At 46.9% G+C, this 23,501-nt stretch carries 23 protein-coding genes; 8 read left to right on the top strand and 15 right to left on the bottom strand.

Annotated features, from left to right (window positions below):
- Positions 1-14 precede the first annotated feature (14 nt).
- On the bottom strand, positions 15-1,385 hold the full coding sequence (rmuC, locus tag ACN0UY_RS00660; RefSeq protein WP_417664900.1) for a DNA recombination protein RmuC: 1,371 nt from the start codon (positions 1,383-1,385) through the stop codon (positions 15-17).
- Entirely contained in the window at positions 1,378-2,889 is a 1,512-nt protein-coding gene (locus ACN0UY_RS00655) for a fumarate hydratase (protein WP_128351977.1), read from the bottom strand. Before ACN0UY_RS00655 ends, rmuC begins: the two co-directional genes overlap by 8 nt.
- Positions 2,890-3,043: 154 nt before the next feature.
- Here ACN0UY_RS00655 and pabB point away from each other — a divergent pair, with 154 nt between their 5' ends.
- Genes pabB through ACN0UY_RS00640 form a run of 3 tightly spaced genes read left to right on the top strand, consistent with a single transcriptional unit; the run spans position 3,044 to position 6,371 of the window.
- A complete protein-coding gene (pabB, locus tag ACN0UY_RS00650; RefSeq protein ID WP_417664899.1) occupies positions 3,044-4,393 on the top strand; it encodes an aminodeoxychorismate synthase component I in 1,350 nt (449 codons plus the stop codon).
- Positions 4,383-4,979, top strand: coding sequence for a CoA pyrophosphatase (locus tag ACN0UY_RS00645; protein ID WP_417664898.1), 597 nt, complete (start codon positions 4,383-4,385; stop codon positions 4,977-4,979). The genes pabB and ACN0UY_RS00645 overlap by 11 nt, the downstream gene beginning before the upstream one ends.
- Positions 4,980-4,997: 18 nt before the next feature.
- Positions 4,998-6,371, top strand: coding sequence for an L-serine ammonia-lyase (locus ACN0UY_RS00640; RefSeq protein WP_417664897.1), 1,374 nt, complete (start codon positions 4,998-5,000; stop codon positions 6,369-6,371).
- Between the two features lie 22 nt (positions 6,372-6,393).
- Here ACN0UY_RS00640 and cysB read toward each other — a convergent pair whose 3' ends face one another.
- Complete coding sequence (gene cysB, locus ACN0UY_RS00635; RefSeq protein WP_417664896.1) at positions 6,394-7,368, bottom strand: HTH-type transcriptional regulator CysB; 975 nt, start codon at positions 7,366-7,368, stop codon at positions 6,394-6,396.
- 80 nt (positions 7,369-7,448) lie between these two features.
- On the opposite strand from cysB, the gene ACN0UY_RS00630 reads away from it, so the two are divergent.
- Positions 7,449-7,787 (top strand): translation initiation factor, encoded by a 339-nt coding sequence (locus ACN0UY_RS00630; protein ID WP_417664895.1) that lies wholly within the window; start codon positions 7,449-7,451, stop codon positions 7,785-7,787.
- Here ACN0UY_RS00630 and ACN0UY_RS00625 read toward each other — a convergent pair.
- The 4 genes from ACN0UY_RS00625 to ACN0UY_RS00610 form a co-directional block, all read right to left on the bottom strand.
- Positions 7,784-9,439 carry a SpoIIE family protein phosphatase gene (locus ACN0UY_RS00625; RefSeq protein WP_417664894.1) on the bottom strand — a complete coding sequence of 552 codons (1,656 nt, stop codon included), beginning with the start codon at positions 9,437-9,439 and terminating at the stop codon, positions 7,784-7,786. The two genes, ACN0UY_RS00630 and ACN0UY_RS00625, sit on opposite strands and share 4 nt — an antisense overlap.
- 5 nt (positions 9,440-9,444) lie before the next feature.
- Positions 9,445-9,750 (bottom strand): STAS domain-containing protein, encoded by a 306-nt coding sequence (locus ACN0UY_RS00620; protein ID WP_417664893.1) that lies wholly within the window; start codon positions 9,748-9,750, stop codon positions 9,445-9,447.
- A gap of 147 nt (positions 9,751-9,897) precedes the next feature.
- A complete protein-coding gene (locus ACN0UY_RS00615; RefSeq protein WP_417664892.1) occupies positions 9,898-11,187 on the bottom strand; it encodes an amidohydrolase family protein in 1,290 nt (429 codons plus the stop codon).
- Positions 11,184-14,267 carry an amidohydrolase family protein gene (locus ACN0UY_RS00610; RefSeq protein WP_417664891.1) on the bottom strand — a complete coding sequence of 1,028 codons (3,084 nt, stop codon included), beginning with the start codon at positions 14,265-14,267 and terminating at the stop codon, positions 11,184-11,186. Before ACN0UY_RS00610 ends, ACN0UY_RS00615 begins: the two co-directional genes overlap by 4 nt.
- A 126-nt stretch (positions 14,268-14,393) precedes the next feature.
- Between ACN0UY_RS00610 and ACN0UY_RS00605 the strand changes: the two genes are divergently transcribed.
- Positions 14,394-14,852, top strand: coding sequence for a c-type cytochrome (locus tag ACN0UY_RS00605; RefSeq protein WP_417664890.1), 459 nt, complete (start codon positions 14,394-14,396; stop codon positions 14,850-14,852).
- Here the strand turns inward: ACN0UY_RS00605 and ACN0UY_RS00600 are convergent.
- Positions 14,849-15,481, bottom strand: a complete 633-nt coding sequence (locus ACN0UY_RS00600; RefSeq protein WP_417664889.1) for a cytochrome b/b6 domain-containing protein — start codon at positions 15,479-15,481, stop codon at positions 14,849-14,851. The genes ACN0UY_RS00605 and ACN0UY_RS00600 overlap by 4 nt on opposite strands.
- A gap of 58 nt (positions 15,482-15,539) precedes the next feature.
- Here ACN0UY_RS00600 and ACN0UY_RS00595 point away from each other — a divergent pair, with 58 nt between their 5' ends.
- A complete protein-coding gene (locus ACN0UY_RS00595) occupies positions 15,540-15,917 on the top strand; it encodes a response regulator (protein ID WP_417664888.1) in 378 nt (125 codons plus the stop codon).
- On the opposite strand, the gene tyrA is transcribed toward ACN0UY_RS00595, so the two are convergent.
- The 6 genes from tyrA to ffh form a co-directional block, all read right to left on the bottom strand.
- Positions 15,882-17,009: a bifunctional chorismate mutase/prephenate dehydrogenase gene (gene tyrA / locus ACN0UY_RS00590; RefSeq protein WP_417664887.1), complete on the bottom strand. Its 1,128-nt coding sequence runs from the start codon at positions 17,007-17,009 to the stop codon at positions 15,882-15,884. The two genes, ACN0UY_RS00595 and tyrA, sit on opposite strands and share 36 nt — an antisense overlap.
- 100 nt (positions 17,010-17,109) lie before the next feature.
- Entirely contained in the window at positions 17,110-17,469 is a 360-nt protein-coding gene (rplS, locus tag ACN0UY_RS00585; RefSeq protein WP_128351991.1) for a 50S ribosomal protein L19, read from the bottom strand.
- Positions 17,470-17,489: 20 nt separating this feature from the next.
- A complete protein-coding gene (gene trmD / locus ACN0UY_RS00580) occupies positions 17,490-18,266 on the bottom strand; it encodes a tRNA (guanosine(37)-N1)-methyltransferase TrmD (protein ID WP_417664886.1) in 777 nt (258 codons plus the stop codon).
- A complete protein-coding gene (gene rimM / locus ACN0UY_RS00575) occupies positions 18,266-18,796 on the bottom strand; it encodes a ribosome maturation factor RimM (protein WP_128351992.1) in 531 nt (176 codons plus the stop codon). The genes trmD and rimM overlap by 1 nt, the downstream gene beginning before the upstream one ends.
- A 29-nt stretch (positions 18,797-18,825) precedes the next feature.
- Complete coding sequence (gene rpsP, locus ACN0UY_RS00570) at positions 18,826-19,074, bottom strand: 30S ribosomal protein S16 (protein WP_128351993.1); 249 nt, start codon at positions 19,072-19,074, stop codon at positions 18,826-18,828.
- Positions 19,075-19,181: 107 nt separating this feature from the next.
- Complete coding sequence (gene ffh / locus ACN0UY_RS00565; RefSeq protein WP_417664885.1) at positions 19,182-20,555, bottom strand: signal recognition particle protein; 1,374 nt, start codon at positions 20,553-20,555, stop codon at positions 19,182-19,184.
- Between the two features lie 153 nt (positions 20,556-20,708).
- On the opposite strand from ffh, the gene ACN0UY_RS00560 reads away from it, so the two are divergent.
- Both ACN0UY_RS00560 and ACN0UY_RS00555 read left to right on the top strand, forming a co-directional pair.
- Positions 20,709-21,500 (top strand): cytochrome C assembly family protein, encoded by a 792-nt coding sequence (locus ACN0UY_RS00560; protein WP_417664884.1) that lies wholly within the window; start codon positions 20,709-20,711, stop codon positions 21,498-21,500.
- Between the two features lie 87 nt (positions 21,501-21,587).
- Positions 21,588-22,856 (top strand): HlyC/CorC family transporter, encoded by a 1,269-nt coding sequence (locus ACN0UY_RS00555; RefSeq protein ID WP_417664883.1) that lies wholly within the window; start codon positions 21,588-21,590, stop codon positions 22,854-22,856.
- 31 nt (positions 22,857-22,887) lie between these two features.
- Here ACN0UY_RS00555 and ACN0UY_RS00550 read toward each other — a convergent pair whose 3' ends face one another.
- Positions 22,888-23,499 (bottom strand): hypothetical protein, encoded by a 612-nt coding sequence (locus ACN0UY_RS00550; RefSeq protein WP_417664882.1) that lies wholly within the window; start codon positions 23,497-23,499, stop codon positions 22,888-22,890.
- Positions 23,500-23,501 lie beyond the last annotated feature (2 nt).

Here is a 23,501-nt window from a genome sequence, read left to right as displayed (position 1 = left end):
TATTATTCTTGGTCTTATTCGTCGTCGTTTTCCGTTTCATTATTATTGAGTAATTTGCTATCAATTTGTTTGGACGATTGCACACCCAGCTTTCTGAAGTTCTCAACCCGCCCTACTAAATTGCCCCGGCCTGTCGATAATTTGTTCATCGCACCGTCATAGTGTTTTCTTACGCTGTCTATCGCATTCCCCACTTTTTGCATGTCTTCAATGAAGCCGACAAACTTGTCATAAAGTTTGGTCGCCTCCGTTGCAATAATCTGCGCGTTTTGATTTTGGTATTCATATTGCCAAATATTATTCACTGTACGCAGCGCCACCAGCAAGTTGGTTGGGCTCACCAACATAATGTTGTTGTCTAGCGCCAAACGAATTAATTCAGGTTCGCGATCAACTGCCAACAGAAATGCCGGTTCAATTGGAATAAACATCAACACATAATCAAGCGTACGGACACTCTCCAGTTGTTGATAGTTCTTTTTCCCTAGCCCTTTAATATGATTACGCAACGAACTCACGTGTTCAGCTAGTGCAGCCTCTCGAGCGGCGTCATCGTCACTGTTGAAGTAACGCTCATAGGCCACCAATGATACCTTAGAGTCAATCACCACATCTTTGTCATTGGGTAAGTGAACAACCACGTCGGGTTTAAAGCTTTTGCCATCTTCATCACGGTGGTGCGACTGGGTTTCATATTCGTTCCCTTCACGCAAACCGGATTGACTCAATATTCTATCGAGCACCACTTCGCCCCAATTGCCTTGGGCTTTAGTATCACCTTTTAAAGCCCGTGTGAGTGCTTCAGCTTCCGCGGCCATTTGCTTGTTCAACTCACGTAATGTATTCACCTGAGTCGTCAGTTCCGAACGTTGTTTTAGCTCTTCTGTATGCTGCTGCGTTACTTGGCTTTTAAAGGCTTCAAGTTGCTGTTTGAACGGGGCTAACGTGGTTTCTAAAGTTTGCTTGCTATTGGCTTGCAACCGCTCCGATTTTTGCTCAAAAATCTGCTGAGCCAAACGTTCGAACTCGTTTTTTAACCGCTCTTCGCTGGCTTCAAGAAGCTTTTGTTTCTCTTCCGCACTTTGTAATTTTGCACTCAGCTCTGCGCGCGCCCCGGCCAGTTCTGCCTGTAAGTCGCTACGCTGCTGTTGTGTCTGCTGTAGCTGCGTCTCGGCACGCTGTAAGCGCTGTTCATAATCACTGCGCACGAGCTCTGCTTGCTCACGCAATTGTTGCAGTTGGCTTTCCAAAAATGCTTGTTGTTGCTCAGCTTCTTGGTGTTTCGCTTTCACACGTGGCGTAACTAATAGCCACGCCACGCCGAACCCAACTATAGCGGACGCTACCGCGCCCGCCGCTAACTGCCACAATTCGAGATTAAGCATCTGCTGCTTCCAATTTTACCCGCCAAATTGCTGGGCCGGTTTCGTGAGCGTTTTCGCCAGTGCTATCCACTGCCACGGTGACTGGCATATCTTCAACTTCAAATTCATAAATAGCTTCCATGCCGAGATCTTCAAATGCAACAACACGTGCCTTCTTAATGGCTTTTGCAACCAAGTATGCTGCACCACCAACGGCCATCAAATAAACCGCTTTATGTTGCTTAATGCTCTCAACCGTTTCAGGGCCGCGTTCAGCTTTACCGATCATGCCAAGAATACCGGTTTTATCCAGCATCAAGTCGGTGAATTTATCCATCCGCGTCGCGGTTGTCGGCCCCGCAGGTCCCACAACCTCATCACCCACAGGATCAACAGGTCCAACGTAATAGATAAATTTATTGGTGAAATCAACTGGCAATGATTCGCCATTATCGAGCATATCTTTGATGCGTTTATGCGCAGCATCTCGGCCGGTTAACATCTTACCTGACAACAACACGGTTTCACCGGTCTTCCACGTCTCGATGTCAGCTTGGGTGACGGTGTCCAAGTTCACTCGGCGTGCATCATCACCTAATTCAAAGGTGATATCTGGCCAGTCGTCTAACTTCGGTGGTTGAAGGTCAGCAGGGCCTGAGCCATCAAGTACGAAGTGTGCATGTCGCGTTGCTGCACAGTTTGGAATTAAGGTAACCGGTTTTGACGCCGCATGCGTTGGTGCGGTTTTTATTTTCACATCCATAACCGTGGTCACGCCGCCAAGGCCTTGTGCACCGATGCCCAGCTTATTCACGCGGTGATAAATTTCCAAACGCAATTCTTCTTCGGCGTTCTGCGCACCACGGTCTAGTAGCTCTTGTATATCGACAGGATCCATCAACGCTTCTTTCGCAAGTACAGCAGATTTTTCGGCAGTACCGCCGATGCCTAATCCAATCATGCCAGGCGGACACCAACCAGCACCCAGTTTTGGCATTGTTTCAACAACCCAGTCGGCAATATTGTCACTTGGGTTGAGCATGGCCATCTTCGATTTATTCTCAGAACCACCACCTTTTGCCGCAATCATGACTTCAATGTTGGCACCCGGCACCATATCAATATGTACCACTGCAGGCGTGTTATCGCCGGTATTCTTGCGCTTGCCTGCTGGGTCAGCAACAATGGATGCACGCAATGGGTTGTCGGCGTTCATATAAGCACGACGGGTGCCCTCATCAACCATTTGCTGCACGGTAAGATCGGTTTTATCCCACTGCACGCCCATACCAACTTTCACAAAGCACGTTACAATCCCCGTATCCTGACAGATTGGGCGATGTCCTTGCGCTGACATGCGAGAATTCGTCAGTACTTGTGCAATCGCATTTTTTGCAGCTTCACTCTGTTCACGGTGGTAAGCTTTTTCGAGCGCTTGCACGAAATCTAGCGGGTGGTAATAAGAAATATACTGCAGCGCATCTTCAATGCTTTCAATAAAATCAGCCTGACGAATAATAGCCATGAATACCTCGAGTTTTGACTGGGTTCGATTTCCAGAGGGTAACGTTAAGTTGACGCTATGATAGCGTTTTGTGGGCGCGCTGACCAGTTTCCTGCACGCCTTAAAAAGGTACTTTATGATATGCTGACACGTAGATACACAGGGGAGATTTATTGTGCCTTTAGTTGCGGTTAAGTTACCTATTTCAGCACCCTTAGCTGAGCTTTTTGAGCGTTGCGCTAATGAACCATGGGCGTTGCTGCTTGATAGTTGCAATAGCGCAGCGGCCAAGTGGGATTTCGTTTTCCGCCAACCGCTGTTTACGGTCACTTGTGCTGAAAACTGGCCCCAACAGCTCGAACAGGCGATGGCGTCAGTGCCTGATTATAAAGGCCCTGAGCATTTGCCATTCCAGGGAGGCATTGCGGGCGCATGGAGTTACGATGCAGGGCGGGCGCTCGAAAAGTTACCCGATATTGCAGCGCACGATATTCAACTGCCGGAAATTGCCGTTGGTGTATATACCCAAGCATTAATGCAGAATCGGCACACTGGCGAAACTTGGCTGCTCGCGCCTGAGCCAGAGCTGTCAACACTGCAGGATTTTTGGCAACAACCTGTTACGCAACGCACCACATTACCAAACTTTAAATTACTAACCCCATGGCAAAGTAATATGACCGCGGTTGATTACGCCGATAAGTTCAGTCGCATTCAAAGCTATTTGTTGGCAGGGGATTGTTACCAAGTAAACTTGGCGCAACGGTTTAGCGCACTCTTTGAAGGGAGTACCTGGCAAGCCTATCAGCGTTTACGAGAAAATAATAACGCGCCGTTTTCCGCCTATTTCAAGCTTCAGCAAGGTGCCCTACTGTCTTTGTCACCTGAACGTTTTTTGGCGATTGATGCATCTGGCAAGGTAGAAACCAAACCGATTAAAGGCACACGCCCTCGCGCAGACGATGCGCAAGAGGATGCCGCCCTAGCCGCTGCCTTGCGCAATTCGAGCAAGGACCGTGCAGAAAACGTCATGATCGTTGACTTATTACGCAATGACCTAAGTCGACTTTGTCAGCCGGGCTCGGTTCACGTACCCAAACTGTTTGCCATTGAATCATACCCCGCAGTACATCACTTAGTCAGTACCGTAGTGGGTCAACTCGACTCGGCACAGCAAGGCATAGCACTGCTTGCTGAGTGCTTCCCCGGTGGGTCAATTACTGGCGCCCCAAAAATTAGGGCAATGGAAATTATCGACGAGCTCGAGCCGCATCGTCGTAGCTATTACTGCGGCAGTTTTGGTTACTTTTCCAAGCATGGTAATGCTGACACCAATATTGCAATTCGAACACTCGTTGCCAGCCAAGATGATAGCGATCATGGCACCATTCACTGTTGGGCTGGCGGTGGTTTAGTGGCCGATTCTGAATGCGCCGCAGAGCTGCAGGAAACTCGCGATAAAGTGGCACGTATATTACCTGTTTTGGCAGAACCTGAATTCGGTGGACCTCAGCATGACGCGTGATGAATTTTTACATCGGTTTCAGTTGCATCCAGCGCCATTGGTTAAGCGCCCGATGATGAAACGCTTGCGCCCTGCTGCAGTGCTGATTGCATTGCTAGAACGCGACAAAGAGTTGCATGTAGTACTTACGCAGCGTAGCGCTCAGTTGCGGCATCATGCTGGCCAAATTAGCTTTCCCGGTGGTCGGCAAGAGCCCCATGACCGTGATTTGTACGACACTGCTGTGCGTGAAGCCCAAGAAGAAATTGGCTTGCATCCGAATGACATTCAATTAGTCGGACAACTGCAAGATTACCCAGTTATTAGTAATTTTTTGATTCGCCCTTATGTGGTCCTGATCAACCCGCGTGCGCCTTTTGTGCGCGAACAACGTGAAGTGGCCGAAATATTCACCGTGCCTTTACGCGAAGTTTTGCACCAACACAAACATTATGTTTACCGACTGCAGCGCTTTGTTTACGATCAGGTATACTTCATCCCATATCAGCAGCGAAATATTTGGGGTGCCACAGCAGGAATTTTGCGTGAACTGGCTGATCACGTGTATCCTGAAAGGCAATTAATCTATCGCCCTTTAAATGACTAATGGAAACTAAGAAATTTTATGATCAGTGTTTTTGATATATATAAAGTTGGAATTGGTCCTTCAAGTTCGCACACCGTGGGCCCAATGCGCGCCGCTTACGAATTCTTGCAAGCGGCAGATAAAGCTGTCGGTTTAAGCAAAGCTGACGGTATTGCTATTGAATTATTTGGCTCACTTGGTCAAACCGGTAAAGGGCATGGTACAGGCAAGGCCGTCATTTTAGGCTTGGCTGGCGAGTTACCGGAAACCGTTGACACCACAACTGTCGATGACTTCTTAAAAAGCACTTATGAAAGCCAAAAATTGAACCTATTAGGTCAACATGAAGTTCACTTCCCTCGCGAAGGTGCCATCGTGTTCCATCGGCGTAAAACCATGCCACGCCATGCAAATGCCATGGAGTTAAGACTCTACCAAGGCGATGAGGTGATTTATAAAGACCTCTATTACTCAATCGGTGGTGGATTCATTGTTCGCGATGCGGACTTTGAAGAAACGCTCGAAGAAGTTATTGAGCAGTCGAGTAAGCCAATCCCTTACCCGTTTGATAGTTGTGATGAGTTACTTAAACATTGCAATGAACACGGTATGCGTATCAGCTCGCTTATGTTGGCGAATGAAAAAGTATTTCGCAGTGAAGCGGACATTCGCAAAGGGCTAATGCATATCTGGAAAACCATGGATGATTGCATCGATTGCGGCATTCGTACCGAAGGTATTTTACCCGGAGGTCTAAAAGTTCGCCGCCGCGCACCGGGGCTCTATCAACGGCTTAAAAATGAGCGAACTTCTGACCCAATGCAAGCAATGGACTGGGTTGATTTATTTGCCCTTGCCGTAAACGAAGAGAATGCCGCGGGTGGCCGCGTGGTTACCGCACCAACCAACGGTGCTGCGGGTATCATTCCTGCAGTTATGAAGTATGCCGATAAGTTTATCGCGCCACTTGATGAAGAAACCATTGTTCGCTTTTTACTTACTTCTGCGGCGATTGCCATTTTATACAAGAAAAATGCTTCTATTTCAGGCGCCGAGGTTGGTTGTCAAGGCGAAGTGGGCGTTGCTTGCTCAATGGCTGCCGGCGCACTAGCCGAACTCATGGGCGGCAATGTAAGTTCCGTTGAGAACGCCGCTGAGATAGGTATGGAGCATAATTTAGGCTTAACCTGCGACCCTGTTGGCGGCTTGGTTCAAGTTCCATGTATTGAACGCAACGCCATGGGCTCGATTAAAGCCATTAACGCCGCGCGCTTAGCTTTACGCGGTAGCGGTGATCATAAGGTATCGCTCGATAAAGTTATCAAAACCATGTGGGATACTGGTAACGATATGAAAACCAAATACAAAGAAACCGCTCGTGGCGGTCTCGCGGTGAACATTATCGAGTGCTAGACGTGGTCGCACTGCCCACCTTTCAAAGGGTGGGCAGTTCAATCCCCTTAAATAATCGATCTATTTCTTCTTGTGATTTCTTCGCTATCGCGTCATCAACGCGAGATCGTGTCAGGTGCGGTGCAAACCCTTCAAGAAAATCATACATATAACTTCTTAAAAAGGTGCCTTTGCGAAAACCTATTTTAGTGGTGCTTGGCGCAAACAGATGCTCGGCAGGAATGGTTTTTAAATCAGCATCATAACTTGCATCAATCGCCATACTGGCAACAACACCAACACCAAGCCCCATACGCACATAGGTCTTTATTACATCCGCATCGGTGGCTGTGAATACCACATTGGGTTTAATACCCGCTTCGTTGAAAGCTCGGTCCAACTCTGAACGGCCGGTAAACCCGTGTACATAGGTAACTATCGGGTATTGCCCTAAATCAGTAATACTGACGTTATCAAGTTTCCCCAATGGATGATCGGGTGGCGCAATAATAGAGCGATTCCAGTGATAACAAGGCAACATAATCAAATCTTGATACAAGTGCAGCGCTTCCGTTGCAATTGCGAAGTCGGCTTTACCTTTTGCGGCTGCTTCACTGATTTGTTCCGGTGAGCCTTGATGCATATGCAATGTAACGCTTGGGTAGCGCTGCATAAAATCTTTGATCATGGTTGGTAATGCGTAGCGCGCTTGCGTGTGTGTTGTCGCAATATTTAATTTACCTTGATCAGGCTGCGTATACTCACCCGCCACCGAACGGATTGCTTCCACTTGGGACAGAATTTGACGCGCAATACCAATCACTTCCTGGCCAGCCGAGGTCACCTTGGTAAGATGCTTACCGCTACGCTCGAAGATTTGCACACCCAGTTCGTCTTCCAGCATGCGCACCTGTTTACTAATCCCTGGCTGGGAGGTATATAAACTATCAGCGGTCGCCGAAACATTGAGATTATGATTTAATACTTCGACAATATAACGCAGCTGTTGCAACTTCATTGAATTATCCAACATTGATTACTTATGCCAAAAATATATAACACCTACGCTATTTATTCCAAGTTGAATTTGAGGTAATTGTGAGCAGCTTAGAAGACCAATTGAAAAATCTCGGATTTAAAGCATCAGAGAATCATGACCATGAGGCAGGCGAAGCAGCCGCAAGCCCGCTTGACACTTCCCAACCTGTCCGCATTCAGCGGCAAACCAAAGGGCGCAAAGGCAAAGGGGTTACAGTACTTTTTGATTTGCCTGATAGTCCCGAGTTACTCGCTGAATATGCTTCTGCGTTACGTAAAACCTGTGGTGTAGGCGGTGCCGTAAAAGACGGAACCATTGAATTACAAGGTGACCAACGCGACAAAGCAAAAAAATGGCTGGAACAACGTGGTTTCAAGGCGAAATTCGCAGGCGGTTAAAACGAATACTTAAATGAAACTGTTCGCGTAGCTTGATCCCAGTTTAAATCAGTTGTCATTTGGCGCAGTAATTCGAGCCCGCGACCATAGCTTTGGGTTAAATCGTGATTGTCATCCAAAAGCGCAGCACCTGTTCCACTATCCGATACTTGAATCGATAGCTGCTTGAGCTTGGTATCAAAGGTAACCTGTATTCGAATTTCGCCTTCAGTAAGCTCTAGCAAGCGTTCTTGGCGTAACTGATAATATTCTGCAAACCCATCGGGATCGTGCTTTAGCGTTGAGTCTAAGCCCAATAAACCATGCTCTAGGGCATTGTTAAATGCTTCTGCTAAAAATAAGTAGATTGTGGTTCGATGACGGCGTAAGTATGGCAACTGACTTAGTGCTGAGAGAATATGGCCCACGGGGTCAATTGTGCTCAAGTGCTCAGGCTTCAACAGCACATCAAAACTGAAGGGTAGTCCGAACTGATCCGGCTCCGGCGTAGCTTCGCCAAGTCCTGTAGGTAAGCACGTTAGAATCGCCAACGAGAGGTCATCATGCAGTGGTGTTTCCCCCCTAAAGTGCTCGAGTTCTTCAACCAATTTTGAAAAATCTTGGGTGCGGGGATACTTACTCAGCAGTACTTCTAATGCATCCGAGCCTAAAAACTTCTGTTGATGGCCCAATAATTCGGTAACACCGTCTGTGAATAGCGCGATTGAACTGTTTGGTGGTGCTCGGAATGTTCCCACACGGCTATCAAACTCATCGTCATCAATAACTCCCAACGCCATATGAGCCGGTGGAAGGCGTTTTAAAATAATTCCCTGTTGATCAAACAACAATGCCGGTGGCATGCCGCCGTTCCAATAAGTAACGCGTTCACCATTGGCTGAAAGTTCTAGCAAGAACGCGGCGCAAAACATGTCGTTCGGCAACAAACGATTCATTCGAAAGTTAAATTCGGTAACCATTTCAGCAACTGAAACACCACGGTCGGCCATGGCAAAAAATGCCTGAGAAAGCGGTAAAGCGCCAGTTGCCGGCGCTAGGCCATGCCCGGTGAAGTCTGCCATAAGCATATAAATGTTGCCCAACGGTCCTGGTGATATGAGGCAGAGATCACCGTTGAACTTTGATACTGGGGTTAAATAGGTATGTACGTGTTTGAAGTCGAGGTAATTGCGACTCAAAGCATTTTGGAAAATATGCTCGACCAATTGATGTTCACGCTCTACCCGGGCTTTATGCCAAGCTAGAGAATGTTTCATGGCATCAAGCTGTGTATGCGTGTCTTGCAGGCGCTGGAGAATATTAATACGTGCGCTTAATAGTTCTGCTGGAGCCGGCCACAATAATACATCGGTCATCTGGCCAGCATACTTGGCAAGCAAACTCGCTGTGTTACTAACAAGCAATGCTACGGGATAGCTGCGGCCCAGCAACGCCCCGACTTTAGAGCTAAGTTCAGCTTCACCATCGATAAGCAGCAGAACCGGGTGTTGCGGCAACTCGGCTAACCCTAAAAAGGTTTCAGGTGTGTACCAAGACAATTCAAACTCACCATGCTGTTCAAGTTTGCTTGCTACTGTTTGCGCAAATACCGAACCGTCGCCAACAATACATAAAGATGCTGTTGACGATGCCGGTTCAACGAACGTATCCATATTAGTTATTCAATCACAAATAGCTTATCAAAACGGGAAATGTCTAGAATACTTCTTACTTCAGGCCGACAGTTAATAATGTGAATTCCTTTAACCGACTTACCCAATGATTTGCGCATATTTAACAACATACCGAGTGCAGAACTATCTAAATACTCAGTTTCACGCAGATCAATAAAAACCGTTGGTTGTTGATCGCCTACGTTACCGTACGCCTGTCGAAACTCCTGTACGAGCCCAAAATCAAATTTCCCTTTTATAGCGATGATGAGCTCTTTGCCGTCGTTGGCAAACTGGCGGTATAGTGGCATAGTAAATTCCCTCATTGATTCATGACCCTCAAATACTGCCAATTGCTGAGCATTAACACAATAGTTACTTTTGCGACTTTTGCCAAAACATAAAGAAAAGCCAGACTTTTTGTCTGGCTTTTAATAAAGACTGATTATATCGGTATTTTATTCAGGTTTTTGACGATACTTCTCATACAGCTGGTTATGACGATTGTTAAGGTCAACTTCAGCGCCATCAATGAACATCATCTGCACATCTTGCCCTAATTGATCCATTACATCGCCTTGCGAAACAAATAGCGATGCATTTTTACCAACATCAAGCGAGCCAATTTGATCAGCTACACCCATAACCTCTGCAGGCTTAATCGTAATAGCCGCCAGTGCTTGATCTTTATCAAGACCAAATGCCACAGCATTACCCGCTGCAAAAGCTAGGTTTCGAATGTCCCACCAGCCCGTTGAATAAGCGATTGAAAAATCAACGCCTGCGGCAGCCAGTGCAGCTGGGGTTGAATACGCTTGATCATACGCTTCATCATGGCGGGTTGGTAAACCATAGGGTTCGCCATAAACAACGGTAACGTCATTCGCAGCAAGTTTATCTGCAATACGCCACGCATCACGCGCGCCGACAAGCACAAGGTCGAAGCCCCACTCACTTGCAAACTCCATGGCAGCATCCATTTGACGTTTATCATGCGCATGAACAAATAGCTTACTTGAACCATCAAATAAGCCGGTCATGGCTTCCCAACGTACATCAGTGCCATTTAGCTTGTTCGCTTGTTTCGCATCAAAATAAGCCTTGGCATCTGTGAAAGCTGCTTTAAGTTTGCTTAGGTTTTCAGCGTTTTCTTTACGCTGTTCTTCTGGTGAGCGACGTTCCCACCATGACGTGTTCAAACCAACGCGTGGCCAGTTGACATGCACACCAACATTAAGCGCTTCGGCAGCATCCTCGTAAGTCCAACCGTCGGTTTGTAGCAAACTTGAACGGCCCGCAATTAAATTATCTTGCGGCACAATTTCGGCATGGGTAATCCCATTGTACCGAATGGTTGGGATAACTTCAGAGTCTGGATTATAGGCCGTATGCCCACTTACCTCAGGCGTGATTTGTCCCACTTCGCTGGTATCGTTTGTTGCACGTACAGCACCAAGCTCAATCAAACCAAGCGTTGTATCGAGAGCGACTAAACCCGGATAAACTTGTTTGCCACTTACGTCGATAACGCGAGCGTTTTCGGGTACCGACAAATTGGCGCCAATGGCGGTGATTTTACCGTTTTCAAATAACAAATCGGTATCTTGCATCACACCATTTGTTACTGTGTGTAAAGTACCGCCTTGCAGCAGAATCGGCTGCTCTTGTGCTTTGCCGGGTACCATGTCATTCGCAACGACTGCTGCACTTAGGCTGGCAGCAACAACGGCTGTTAGTAACTTTTTCATAGCTGCTCTCCTTCATGTGCGTGAGCATGAACAGTAAATTGATCGCTCCAAACGTCATGGTTGTCTTCACAATGCCATGTTGGTTGCGGCTTCTTATAACCCTCACCGTTACCATTACGAGCGCTTTCTGGGCTACTCAGGATCTTCTGAACTAACTGTTGCTTCTCAGTTTCCAATTGCCCACGTAGTTGCATGTCACGCTCACGATCAAAGTATTTACGCGCATTGATCCAGGTTTGCTCAACCGACGAATAGGCACTCAGAGGGTGTCCATTCCAGATGACGAAATCTGCATGCTTGCCTTCTTTGATGCTACCAACATACTCATCAACTTTCAGTTGCTTAGCTGGGTTCAAAGTGATCATCTTCAAGGCTTCGTGCTCTGACATACCACAGTAAGTAACTGATTTTGCCGCCTCAGTATTTAAGCGACGCTGTAAATCGTTACTGTCCGAATTAATACTGGTGAGCACACCTTTTTCAGCCATTAAGCAGGCATTCTGTGGAATCGCATCATACACTTCGAATTTAAACGCCCACCAATCAGCAAACGTTGATGCACCGGCACCATGTTTTGCCATTTCAGAAGCAACTTTGTAGCCTTCTAAAATATGCGTAAACGTGGTTAGTGTGAAATTAAACTCTTCAGCTAAACGAATTAACATGAGGATTTCAGATTGCACATACGAATGTGCATGCACAAAACGCTGACGCTCAATAATTTCCAACAACGTGGTTAAGCGATAGTCAGGGCGTGGCGCAGCTGTTTTAGCTTTCTCACTACGACTGAGCTTATTGTAAGCGTCCATCCGCTGCTTGTATTCACGTGCTGCGGTAAAACCATCGCGCATTACGGCTTCAACACCCATACGGGTTTGCGGATAGCGTACCGTAAACGTTGTGCCCCAATTACTTTGTTTAACGTTTTCACCTAAGGCAAATTTAATGCTTGGCGGTGCCGCATCAAATTTCATGGTGTTCGCATCACCACCCCAACGCAGTTTAATTACTTGCGCCTGGCCACCAACAGGGTTGGCCGAGCCATGTAACAACTGTGCCATGGTTGTACCACCCGCGAGTGAACGGTATACGTGAATGTCGTCTGGGTTCACCACATCACCAATACGAACCTCAGAAGTAATCGCTTCTGAACCTTCATTCACGCCACCTTCGATAGCGATGTGAGAATGCTCATCAATGATTCCTGGTGTTACATGCTTACCCGTTCCATCAATCACTGTATAACCTGACGGCGTACGCAGATCTTGTCCCACTTTATAGAACTCACCATTGCGAATCAGCACGTCAGCATTCTCAAGAATGCCCGCTTCATCGGCGGTCCAAACTGTTGCATTTTTAATGTGCACATTTTGGCGCTCAGGCAAGCCATCGAGGCCATAAGCCACGTTCGGGAAGGTTAAACGGCTTACATAAGCTTCTTTAGCTTTGGCTTCCTCTGAGGTCTCAGTTGCGGCTTCGGTGCGCTGAGCTGTCAGCGGCAGCTCGCGACCATCTGGCGCAATTGCAACCCCGGTGTAACCATCTGCTGACGCTTGCTCAATACGCATCCGCCAAGCCCCTTCAAGACCAGCAAAACCAGCATCAACTACAAAGTCTAACGTGGCTTCACTGCGGTTCGCATCACGGATTTTCTTACCGTTAAATTCACCCGATACTTTTTTACCGTCTTTAAGCACAAGTTCCGCTTGTTGATTGGCGACCGTAACCTTCAGCGTGCCGCCAAAATCGGCTTGATGCATTGGCTCTAGCTCAACTTGCTTACCCTGTAACCATACTGATTTGATGGTGCCATTGGTAAACAAATCGCCTTTGGCGATAACGAAGTCTGCCATATAACCAGGTACTAACTTACCAGCTTTATCAGCAACACCTGCAATGGTTGCTGGCACCGTTGTTAATGCAGCAAGTGCTTTATCTTCATTCAACCCGTGCTGCACTGCACGACGTAGGTTGGGCCAAAAGTCATCAGCCTTTTTCAACTGATGTAAGGTGAATGAAAAATCGATGTCGGCTTGCGCAAGTGCTGCAGCATTTCCTGGCGCTCGCTCCCAGTGACGTAAATCAGCAAGACTAACGTCAAGATGATCATCCACACCATTAACTTCTGGAGCAGCTGGAAAATCTAACGGAAGAATAATTGACGAGTTGGTATTTTTAATTGCATCTAAACGCGCATATTCATAGCCCGAACCTAAAAAGGTAACCGGTACATTGAAATTAGATAGCACGTCGCTTGCCCGCAACAAAGAACGGTCGTCCGTTACTTTGAACACTAAACCCGTTTGTTCAATGTCGCCAAGTTCCGCCAGTGCAGCATTGTATTCCACTGGGCCGTTATAGGTATCTTTGCCATACGCTTGCTCATACCAATTTGCATCGGATAAAGTCTGGCGAATCAGTGCAATTGAGCCCATCAATGACGACGGGTATTGTTGCAGTGACGAGCCTTTATCAAATGAACCAAAGTGACGTGCTGTCGGATTGTAAACCGCATTATTTGCGATTGTATCTGCCAGCGATACAGTGACCGCCTGCCCTTGGAAGATACCGTCTAAACGAGCACTTTGAACTGCTGTGAAGCCCTGCTCAATGTAATCTTTGGCCGACTTCTGATCAGTTGCAAACTTATCCACCCAGTTTACTTGTGAATGAATAGCGTCGTTAGCTGCGTTACCACCTTCGCGTTTATTATTATATTGCGGTGTGGTGCTGCGATACGGTGCGCGCTCCGGCTTTTCAACCGCCGGCACCCCGTAGTTGCTATATGCATCAATAAAACCCGGATAAATTGTATGACCACTTACATCAATAACACGCGCGCCTTCTGGGGCACGATTATTGCCTGATACAGAGATTACTTTACCGTTATTTATAACCAACGTAGCATTTTCCAGTTTTTTGCCTGGCTCTGTCACGATGGTGGCATTTTGCAATGCTATAAATGTTGATGAATTATCATGTAATCCGCGCACTGGCGTCGTTTGCGATGCAGCTGCTACCAATGGTAGTGCAGCGCAAACGGCTAGTGCCAGCTTACTGAGATGCTTCGTCCCGTTCATCTGGTTCCCCTTTTATGATTTTTACGGTTATCATGGTCACATTACTGGGGAACGATGACACTGCGCAATCCATTTAGGGATGAAAGGCGTATTGCAGTCGTTAAACAACACAATAAGGGGAACAACATGAAGTTAGCAATCAACTTACTCGCAGTGGTCATATTAGGTGTCTCCGCAAGTGCAACAGCTCAGCACGCATTCAATGATGCAGACAAAGCTGTCGAGTACCGTCAAAAAGCCCTATCGATTATGCAAAATAACTTTGCGCTAATGGGTGACATGGTTAAAGGCGATATTGCCTTTGACAGCGTCATTTTCAATGAACGTGCGAACGACTTTGCTGCGCTTGCAAGCATCCCTTGGATTGGCTTCAGCCAAGAAGGCGCTATGCCTGGCAATAATACGGATGCCTTACCGGCAATTTGGGATAACTGGGACGACTTTGTGGAACGTGCCGATCAGCTTCAGAAGGATGCGCAAGCATTGCAACAAGCAGCCGCCAGTGGTGATGAAAGTGCTATTCGTGGCGCCTTTTTAACCGCAGCTAAGAACTGCAAAGGCTGCCACGATCAATACAAAGATTAATTAATCCACACATAAAACGCGGCAGCTAGAATGGCTGCCGCGACTATCGCAATAATACCAGAAACAAGTTTAGGCGCTTTCACGCCAGCACGTTTGCCATGAAACATCGCGGCAGTTAAATTAACACCGCGCAGCTGATACAGCGCGATAGCAATCACATGCAGCGCAATAAATATCACCAGTACATTAAAACTGATTTCATGAATCTCGCTGAACACCTCGCTGGCGTCAGCTCCCACAACACTGGCTAACGGGCCTGAATAAATAATATCGTCACTTGAAAATAAACCGGTACCAAATTGCACGGCAAGCAAGCTTAATATAATCACGACTGCCCACCCCCCAGCTGCGTTGTGTGTATTGGTTGGCTTATAGTCGCCTGCCTTAAATTCTTGCAGATGGCGTGAAACCGCTTTGGGCCCTTTTAAAAAACGGGAAAATCGTGCTGACTCGCTGCCGAAAAAGCCCCACGCTATACGTGTTACAACCAAAGCACCAAGCACACCAGCCAATTGTAAATGCCTATCCATGTAGCCCTCTTCGGCGGTGTACCACATCAACACAACTAGAATCACCATCAGCCAATGACTTAGACGAACAAAACTATCCCAAATTTTTACCCGTTGCATTCTGTTGCTTCCTTCTGTTCAAATGGGTGCCTATGTAAGCCCAGTATAGGATATTAAAATGAGTTCTACGCCGAACAAAGTATTAATAGTCGATGACGATTTCATTTCACTCGAAGTACTCAAAGCGATGGTTCGACAGTACCCTGTTGAAATCATCACCGCACAAACGGGCCATGAAGCGATAACGGCTGCAGTCGAACACAGGCCAACACTCATTCTGCTTGATCATGAATTACCCGATATTGACGGTATCGATGTATATTGCCAAATCGTGGAGAAATTAGGCAGCGAAACCCCGAATACCGCAATGGTAACTGGCCATCAACATGATGATTTTGCCGAGCGTTGCAGTGCTGCTGGAATAAATACCCAGCTCCACAAACCCGTTAAACCGCAAGAATTAGCTGATTTGTTGCGCATCGCCAGCGGTGTCTAATAACCGTTGGCTTTCACTTAAGAAGCGTTGTGCAAACTCACCAAAGTAGTCGCGCACATCCCCAAACCGCTGAACGAAATCAGTTTTCCCGCGTTGCTCAAGCTCTTCAAGTAAAGTATCAAAAAGTTGAACGTAGCGGCGTAGCATTTGAAAGTTATGTGGATCTGACAAAATAATATCCGCATACAAATTTGCATCTTGTGCAAACAGCCGCCCTACCATCATTAACTCCAGCCGATATATCGGCGAGCTAAGGTCCAGTAACTGTTGAACATCAACACGCTCTTGCGCGAGATGGGCGCCATAAACAAACGTCGATAGATGGCGCAGAACTTGAACGAACGACATGGCCTTATCATGTTCTTGTGCATCGATCTGTTTAACCTGCGCCCCCCAGCGTTGAATGCTTTGCAGCAACCATTGATAATTGTCTTCATCACGGCCATGGCAGGCAACCATAAGCTGTTTGGCTAAGGTAGCTTGCTGAGGCCCAAACATGGGGTGCAGACCAACCACAGGCCCACTATGCTTGGCGAGCATTGCTTCGAGTGGCTGCTGCTTAATGCTGGTAACATCTGCCAAGATACAACTCGGTGGTAACGTGGGTAATTGGGTGATGACATCCACTGTTACCGCAACCGGTACCGATACTAAAACAAGATCTGCTAGTGAACAGTAGGCTTCGGCTAACGCCCAATCGCCGGTGTCGATGACATTTACCGTTGCACCGGCTGATTCAAATAACCGCACAAACAACCGCCCCAAGGCACCCGCACCACCAACAACGACCACATTTTTATCTTGCAGGTGAACGTCAGCGGCTTGTTGCTGCTGATAAGACTCACGAATTACACGGCGCAAAACATCTTCAATAAGTTCCGGCGAAAGCCCCATCGCTGCCGCTTGCTGACGTCGCTGTTCCAACATCATAGCTTCACGTTCAGGAACATAAAGTGGCTGCCCTAAATTGCGCTTTACCACGCCAACTTGAGCCGCTAACTCACGTCGTTGTAGCAACACACGAACTAACTCGCTGTCGGTTTCATCAATGCGATAACGCAGCATTTCGAGTTCTTTTTCGGGATCAGACATAGCAGCAGCTCCAACAGCGAGATATTCGATTCATATAGCGCATTTGTACCATAAAAAAACCCGCCAGCGGCGGGTTTTTTCGGAATAAGCTTAATGCTTATTAAGATAGCTTTTCGCGGATACGTGCAGATTTACCTGAACGCTCACGAAGGTAGTAAAGCTTAGCACGACGAACCGCACCTTTACGCTTCACAACAATACTATCAATAATTGGGCTATGTACTTGGAAAGTACGTTCAACGCCTTCACCGTTCGAAATTTTACGAACAGTTAACGCACTGTGTAGACCACGATTACGTTTTGCGATAACCACGCCTTCAAATGCCTGAACACGCTCACGGTTACCTTCAACAACCTTAACATTGATGACCACTGTATCACCCGGCGCGTACGCTGGAAGGTCAGTTTTTAATTGCTCATCTTCGATCGCTTTGATCAAATTTTGACTTACTTTTGCCATGTTAGCCTCACTTGCCTAGATTAACTACCCGAACCTGTATCAGAAGCATCTTGATGTTGCTGAATAAAATCATCCAATAACTGCTTCTGCTCGTCAGTCAGAGCTAGGTGTTTCAATAATTCAGGGCGGCGCAACCAAGTTCTCCCGAGGGACTGTTGCAAGCGCCACTTGCGTATATTTTCATGGTTACCGCTGAGTAAAACAGCAGGAACCGACTCACCATCTAAGATTTCTGGTCGTGTATAGTGCGGACAATCTAGCAAACCATCGGCAAATGAGTCTTCGCTAGCCGAGTCTTGATGTCCAAGCACACCTGGAATCAATCTTGCTACCGCGTCTATCATCACCATGGCCGGCAACTCGCCACCACTTAACACGTAATCTCCAATCGACCATTCTTCATCAACATGTCGCGCAATTACACGCTCATCGATGCCTTCATAACGACCGGCGATTAAAATGAGCTTGTCATACTGCGCCAATTCTTGAGCGCCTGTATGATCAAGCTTGCGACCTTGAGGTGACATATAAATCACCTTGGTATCAGCACCGAGCTGTTGTTTGGCTGTTGCAATCGCATCAGTGAGCGGTTGCACCATCATCAACATCCCTGGACCTCCGCCATAAGGGCGGTCGTCAACAGTGCGGTGACGGTCATGGGTAAAATCGCGCGGATTTATCAGCTGAATATCCAGTAATCCATCTCGCACGGCCCGGCCGGTCACACCATTGTCGGTTATAGCCTGAAACATTTCAGGAAAAAGGCTTATCACCCCAACCTGCAATTTATCAGCCATTAAAAGTCCGACGGCCAATCCACAACAATGCTTTTGTTTTCCATGTCGACTTTCTGAATGTATTGACTCTGAATAAACGGAATCAAACGCTCAGAGCGACCAAATGCATCGTTGCTGTTCGCTTTCACCACCATTACATCATTCGATGCAGTGGCCATTAACTGATCAACGACTCCCATGTTATAACCGTCAGTATTGACGACAGTCATACCAATCAAATCGCGCCAGTAAAACTCATCCTTTGGCAATTCAGGTAGTAGCGCCGCACTAATCACAATTTCCGCACCTGTTAATAAGTGTGCTTGTTCGCGATCTTGTACGCCTGCTAACTTCGCAATCAGTCCTTTATTGTGTCGACGCCATTCTTCGACTTGAACTGGTTGCTCCTTGCCTTGTAAAACAAGTTGCCAAGGGGTGTAATCAAAAATGGCTTCCTGATCATCAGTGAAGCTTTGAACTTTTATCCAGCCTTTTACGCCATATACTGCGCCAAGTTGACCCACAACGACGGTTTCAGCAGGATTATTCATAGCCACCTAACTTCAGAAATATAATTCTATTAAGCCGCGCTACGCGCGTCTTTTACCAGCTTCGATACACGATCAGACAAAGCAGCACCGTTTGATACCCAATGATCAACACGCGCTAAGTCGATACGGATCTTTTCTTCCTGGCCGCGAGCGACTGGGTTGAAGAAGCCTACATTTTCAATAAAACGACCGTCGCGGGCATTGCGACTGTCAGTAACTACCATCTGGTAGAATGGGCGTTTTTTAGCGCCACCACGTTGTAAACGAATGGTTACCATTACGTTCCTCGATACAGTTTCAAATGTTAAGTAAATAAAAAAGTCTCCGACCGGGGTCGAAGAGGTCGTGGAATTTACCCGAAAATTAGTCCGAATGCAAGTTTTTACTAGCGTTTCGGGAACATTCCTGGTGGCATTTTACCACCCATTCCGCCAAGGCCGCGCATCATCTTCGCCATACCGCCGCCTTTCATTTTCTTCATCATTTTTTGCATTTGCATAAATTGCTTCAGCATTTTATTCACGTCTTGTACCTGAGTGCCTGAGCCTGCAGCAATACGACGTTTTCGCGAACCTTTGATTAAATCGGGATGTTCGCGTTCTTTGCGGGTCATTGAGTTGATGATAGCTTCCATACGAACGGTGAGCTTGTCATCCAGCTGCCCCTTCATTTGCGCCGACATCTGTCCCATACCAGGCAACTTATCCATTAAGCCCATCATGCCACCCATGTCGCGCATTTGAGCCAGCTGATCACGAAAGTCCTCAAGTGAGAACTTACCGTCTTTCATCACCTTTTTAGCAACTTTTTCCGCTTTCGCTTTATCAACTTTAGATTCGAGTTCATCGATCAGCGACATCACGTCGCCCATACCTAAAATCCGCGAAGCAACGCGATCAGGATGAAACGGTTCGAGCGCTGTATTCTTTTCGCCAATACCCAAAAATTTAATTGGTTGGCCAGTAATATGACGTATCGACAACGCTGCACCACCGCGAGCATCACCATCTGTCTTAGTTAAGATAACGCCCGTAAGCGGTAACGCTTCGCTGAAAGCTTTTGCAGTGTTGGCGGCGTCTTGCCCAGTCATCGCGTCAACCACAAACAATGTTTCTACTGGGTTGATTGCTTCGTGCAATGCTTGAATTTCCGCCATCATAGCTTCATCAATTGCGGTACGACCGGCAGTATCGACTAAAACTACATCTAGGAATTTTTTCCGTGCGTGAGCTATTGCAGCTTGTGCAATAGCAACAGGTTTTTGATCTGTGCTTGATGGGAAAAATTCAACTTCAACTTCGCTCGCTAATGTTTCCAATTGCTTAATAGCGGCCGGACGGTAAACATCGGCACTAACCACCAACACTTTCTTTTTCTGTTTTTCACGCAGGTAGCGGGCTAATTTACCGACGCTGGTCGTTTTACCAGCACCTTGCAAACCTGCCATCAGTATCACTGCGGGCGGCTGTGCGGCAAGGTTGAGCGGCACATTGCCTTCACCCATTGCGTGCTCAAGCTCTTTTTGCACAATTTTTAAGAATACTTGGCCAGGGGTCAGGCTCTTGTTGACTTCTTCACCAAGGGCTTGCTCTTTTACCCGGCTTACAAATTCACGCACTACCGGCAAGGCAACATCAGCCTCGAGCAGTGCCATGCGCACTTCTCGTAAGGTGTCTTTGATGTTGTCTTCGGTTAAACGTCCGCGACCGGTAATACTTTTCAACGATTGCGACAATCGTTCGCTTAAATTCTCAAACATGCGAATCTGCCCACTTTCTTATTGCCATTTTGTCGATATGGCGGCGATTATATCTTAAATCAAGCAAAGTTTCCTGATCCTATTGGGTTTAGGCGTGACTATGCATATACTTGCTACATTGTTCACCCATTGCGCAGCAGACTGATAATTGCCATGACCCTATTGCTACCCATCAATCTTGTGTTGTACGTACTGAGCGCCGTATTACTTTGGCGTAGTCTCGCACGAACAACCTCTGCATCTTGGCTACTGCTAATCGTACCACTGGCAGCAATCGTGACCCATGCAATCGTGTTGTGGGATTACCTCAATGCCGATCATTTTGACCATTTAAACATCACTACCAGTTTAAGTACGGTCGCGCTCTTGTTAGCCGCATTCACGTTAATGCGAAGCCGCCGCGCCGGTGGTTTGCTGTTAAGCCCAATAATTTATGTGTTCGCGGCAGTGAGCGTATTACTGATGGTACTCAGTCCGGCCAACTGGGGCGCACAACTGAGCGAAGCCCATGGTTTAGTCGTCCATATTATCTTGTCCTTGATTGCCTACGCGGTGTTGAGCTTAGCAACTTTGTACGCAATCCAGCTCTTATATTTAAACTACTTACTGAAGCATCACCGCACGCACACGCTCACCGGTTATTTACCCCCCTTGATGACTGTGGAACGTTACTTTTTCCGCTTATTGAGTACCGGAACTGCGTTGCTACTGATCGCAATTATTAGTGGATTCGTTTTCCTTAATGACATGTTTGCTCAGGGGCAATCGCACAAAACAATTTTGAGTCTTATTGCATTCGCACTTTACGCAATTGTGTTGTACCTGCACGGCGTAAAACGAGCACGCGGACGAGCTCTGGTAATAACCAGCGTTATCGCTAGCATTATTCTGTCATTAGCGTATTTTGGCAGTCGTTTTGTGAAAGATATTCTACTTTCTCTGTAGTTCGTCACGCATTTGCATGCGAAGAACTTGACTTGTAGCGCCAGCTGGCTAAATTAGGCGTTCAGTTTTAAATTATAGGACTTTTTTTTGGACGAGATATCCACCTCGACCCTACTGATCATACTTGGGGTTTTATTGTTTCTTTCCGCGTATTTTTCTGGCTCGGAAACCGGCATGATGTCGGTCAATCGTTACCGCTTACGTCACCTCGCGCAGCAAGGTAATGCTGGAGCCAATCGCGTACTCTATCTTCTCGACCGCCCTGACCGTTTAATTGGTCTTATTCTAATCGGTAATAATTTAGTTAATATCGCTGCTTCGGCAATTGCGACAATCATTTGTTTGCGCTGGTTTGGCGATGCTGGCATCGTTATCGCAACATTTGGTTTAACTTTGGTTGTGCTAATCTTTGCTGAGGTAACACCGAAGACAATTGCAGCTCTGCACCCCGAACGCATTGCGTTTCCTAGCTCATTTGTTTTAAAGCCAATGCTGACTGTACTCTACCCTCTCGTGGCAACGGTTAACTTTATAACGAATAGCTTCATGCGCTTACTCGGTATTAACCCGAAAGGCTCCTCTGGCCAAGATGCGTTGAGTTCCGAAGAGCTGCGAACGGTGGTTAATGAAGCAAACTCAATGATTCCTTCAAGTCACCAAGACATGCTGATTAGTATCTTGGATCTTGAGAAAGTGACCGTTGAAGATGTGATGATTCCGCGTGCTGACATATCGGGTATTGATGTGCAGGACGACGTGAAATCAATTATTAAACAACTCAGCCAAGCCCAATACACAAGAATATTACTCTATCGGAATGAAATTGACGACGCAGTTGGCTTTTTACACGCGCGTGACATCATGCAAATCATGACAAAAAACAATAATGATTTGGATAAATCTGAAATTGTCCGCGCCGCTCGGGATATTTATTACATTCCGGAAGGCACACCGCTAAACGTGCAATTACTGAAATTTCAGCGCAACAAAGAACGTATTGGTTTGGTGGTGGATGAATACGGCGATATTCAAGGGTTAGTGACTTTAGAAGATATTTTAGAAGAGATTGTAGGTGACTTCACCACCAGTATTGCGCCTGCACCGAGCGAATCTACCCAAGTTCAAATCGATGGTTCGGTACATGTCGAAGGTGTTGCGAATATTCGTGACTTAAATAAAGAAATGAACTGGGACTTACCTACGGATGGCCCCAAAACGGTCAGCGGTTTAATCATCGAGCAACTGGGTGACATTCCGCAGCGGCCCTTATGTTTACGTATTAATGGCTATGCGATTGAAGTGATTGAAAGCAGTGACAACTTAGTCAAACTGGTGCGCGTGCTACCCGATAGGTAACACGCACCCGCTCATCATAACAGCGGTTCGGTTAACCAAAGAATAGACGCCACAACCAACCGCGCTCTAAATCATCTTCGCAGGTACGCAACTGAGCACCATAACGACTGGCACGCTGTTTGACCCGCTCTGCTGTATTCATTAACCAGCGTTTACTGCGATAGGTTTGACGCTGATAGCCGCCCCATCCTTCATGATAATTGAGATATTGCGCGTAAGCGTCCCATTTAGAAACACCGTTTATTTGGTGACTTTTTGAGATAAACCATCCCATAAAATCAAGTGCGTCATCAAAGTCGTCACGTGATGACCACGAGTTTCCTGTTTCACGAACGTAGTCATCCCATGTTGGTGTCTTGGCTTGCGAATAACCATAAGCACTACTCACCCGCCCCCATGGGATAATCCACAATAAATAGTCCCGCGGTGGCACGGCATCGTGCTTGAATGAACTCTCTTGATACATCATGGCCATAGGAACTTGTATCGGTACGCCCCACTTATCGCGCATTGCTGCAGCGGCGTCGTACCAATCACGTTTTTCCATGAAAATACCACAGAGGTTTTCCGGCTCTTTCGGTGGTGCTGATGCACAGCCGACTAAACTAAGAGTTGCCGCAATAATCGTAAACTTGAACTTCATTT

This window comes from Pseudidiomarina sp. (assembly GCF_048268165.1).
In the GTDB taxonomy this organism is placed as follows: Bacteria; Pseudomonadota; Gammaproteobacteria; order Enterobacterales; family Alteromonadaceae; genus Pseudidiomarina.
This window is presented reverse-complemented; position numbering and strand designations above follow the sequence as displayed.

Bases quoted from the DNA above. Each gene is read 5' to 3' on its own strand.
- ACN0UY_RS00620 (WP_417664893.1), bottom strand. From the start codon at position 9,750: ATGCCACTATACCGCCAGTTTGCCAACGACGGCAAAGAGCTCATCATC.
- ACN0UY_RS00655 (WP_128351977.1), bottom strand. From the start codon at position 2,889: ATGGCTATTATTCGTCAGGCTGATTTTATTGAAAGCATTGAAGATGCG.
- rmuC (WP_417664900.1), bottom strand. From the start codon at position 1,385: ATGCTTAATCTCGAATTGTGGCAGTTAGCGGCGGGCGCGGTAGCGTCC.
- ACN0UY_RS00595 (WP_417664888.1), top strand. From the start codon at position 15,540: ATGAGTTCTACGCCGAACAAAGTATTAATAGTCGATGACGATTTCATT.
- trmD (WP_417664886.1), bottom strand. From the start codon at position 18,266: ATGGCTGATAAATTGCAGGTTGGGGTGATAAGCCTTTTTCCTGAAATG.
- ACN0UY_RS00550 (WP_417664882.1), bottom strand. From the start codon at position 23,499: ATGAAGTTCAAGTTTACGATTATTGCGGCAACTCTTAGTTTAGTCGGC.
- ffh (WP_417664885.1), bottom strand. From the start codon at position 20,555: ATGTTTGAGAATTTAAGCGAACGATTGTCGCAATCGTTGAAAAGTATT.
- rplS (WP_128351991.1), bottom strand. From the start codon at position 17,469: ATGGCAAAAGTAAGTCAAAATTTGATCAAAGCGATCGAAGATGAGCAA.
- ACN0UY_RS00615 (WP_417664892.1), bottom strand. From the start codon at position 11,187: ATGAAAAAGTTACTAACAGCCGTTGTTGCTGCCAGCCTAAGTGCAGCA.
- ACN0UY_RS00625 (WP_417664894.1), bottom strand. From the start codon at position 9,439: ATGGATACGTTCGTTGAACCGGCATCGTCAACAGCATCTTTATGTATT.
- ACN0UY_RS00645 (WP_417664898.1), top strand. From the start codon at position 4,383: ATGACGCGTGATGAATTTTTACATCGGTTTCAGTTGCATCCAGCGCCA.
- rpsP (WP_128351993.1), bottom strand. From the start codon at position 19,074: ATGGTAACCATTCGTTTACAACGTGGTGGCGCTAAAAAACGCCCATTC.
- ACN0UY_RS00640 (WP_417664897.1), top strand. From the start codon at position 4,998: ATGATCAGTGTTTTTGATATATATAAAGTTGGAATTGGTCCTTCAAGT.
- ACN0UY_RS00605 (WP_417664890.1), top strand. From the start codon at position 14,394: ATGAAGTTAGCAATCAACTTACTCGCAGTGGTCATATTAGGTGTCTCC.
- cysB (WP_417664896.1), bottom strand. From the start codon at position 7,368: ATGAAGTTGCAACAGCTGCGTTATATTGTCGAAGTATTAAATCATAAT.
- tyrA (WP_417664887.1), bottom strand. From the start codon at position 17,009: ATGTCTGATCCCGAAAAAGAACTCGAAATGCTGCGTTATCGCATTGAT.
- ACN0UY_RS00560 (WP_417664884.1), top strand. From the start codon at position 20,709: ATGACCCTATTGCTACCCATCAATCTTGTGTTGTACGTACTGAGCGCC.
- rimM (WP_128351992.1), bottom strand. From the start codon at position 18,796: ATGAATAATCCTGCTGAAACCGTCGTTGTGGGTCAACTTGGCGCAGTA.
- ACN0UY_RS00600 (WP_417664889.1), bottom strand. From the start codon at position 15,481: ATGCAACGGGTAAAAATTTGGGATAGTTTTGTTCGTCTAAGTCATTGG.
- ACN0UY_RS00610 (WP_417664891.1), bottom strand. From the start codon at position 14,267: ATGAACGGGACGAAGCATCTCAGTAAGCTGGCACTAGCCGTTTGCGCT.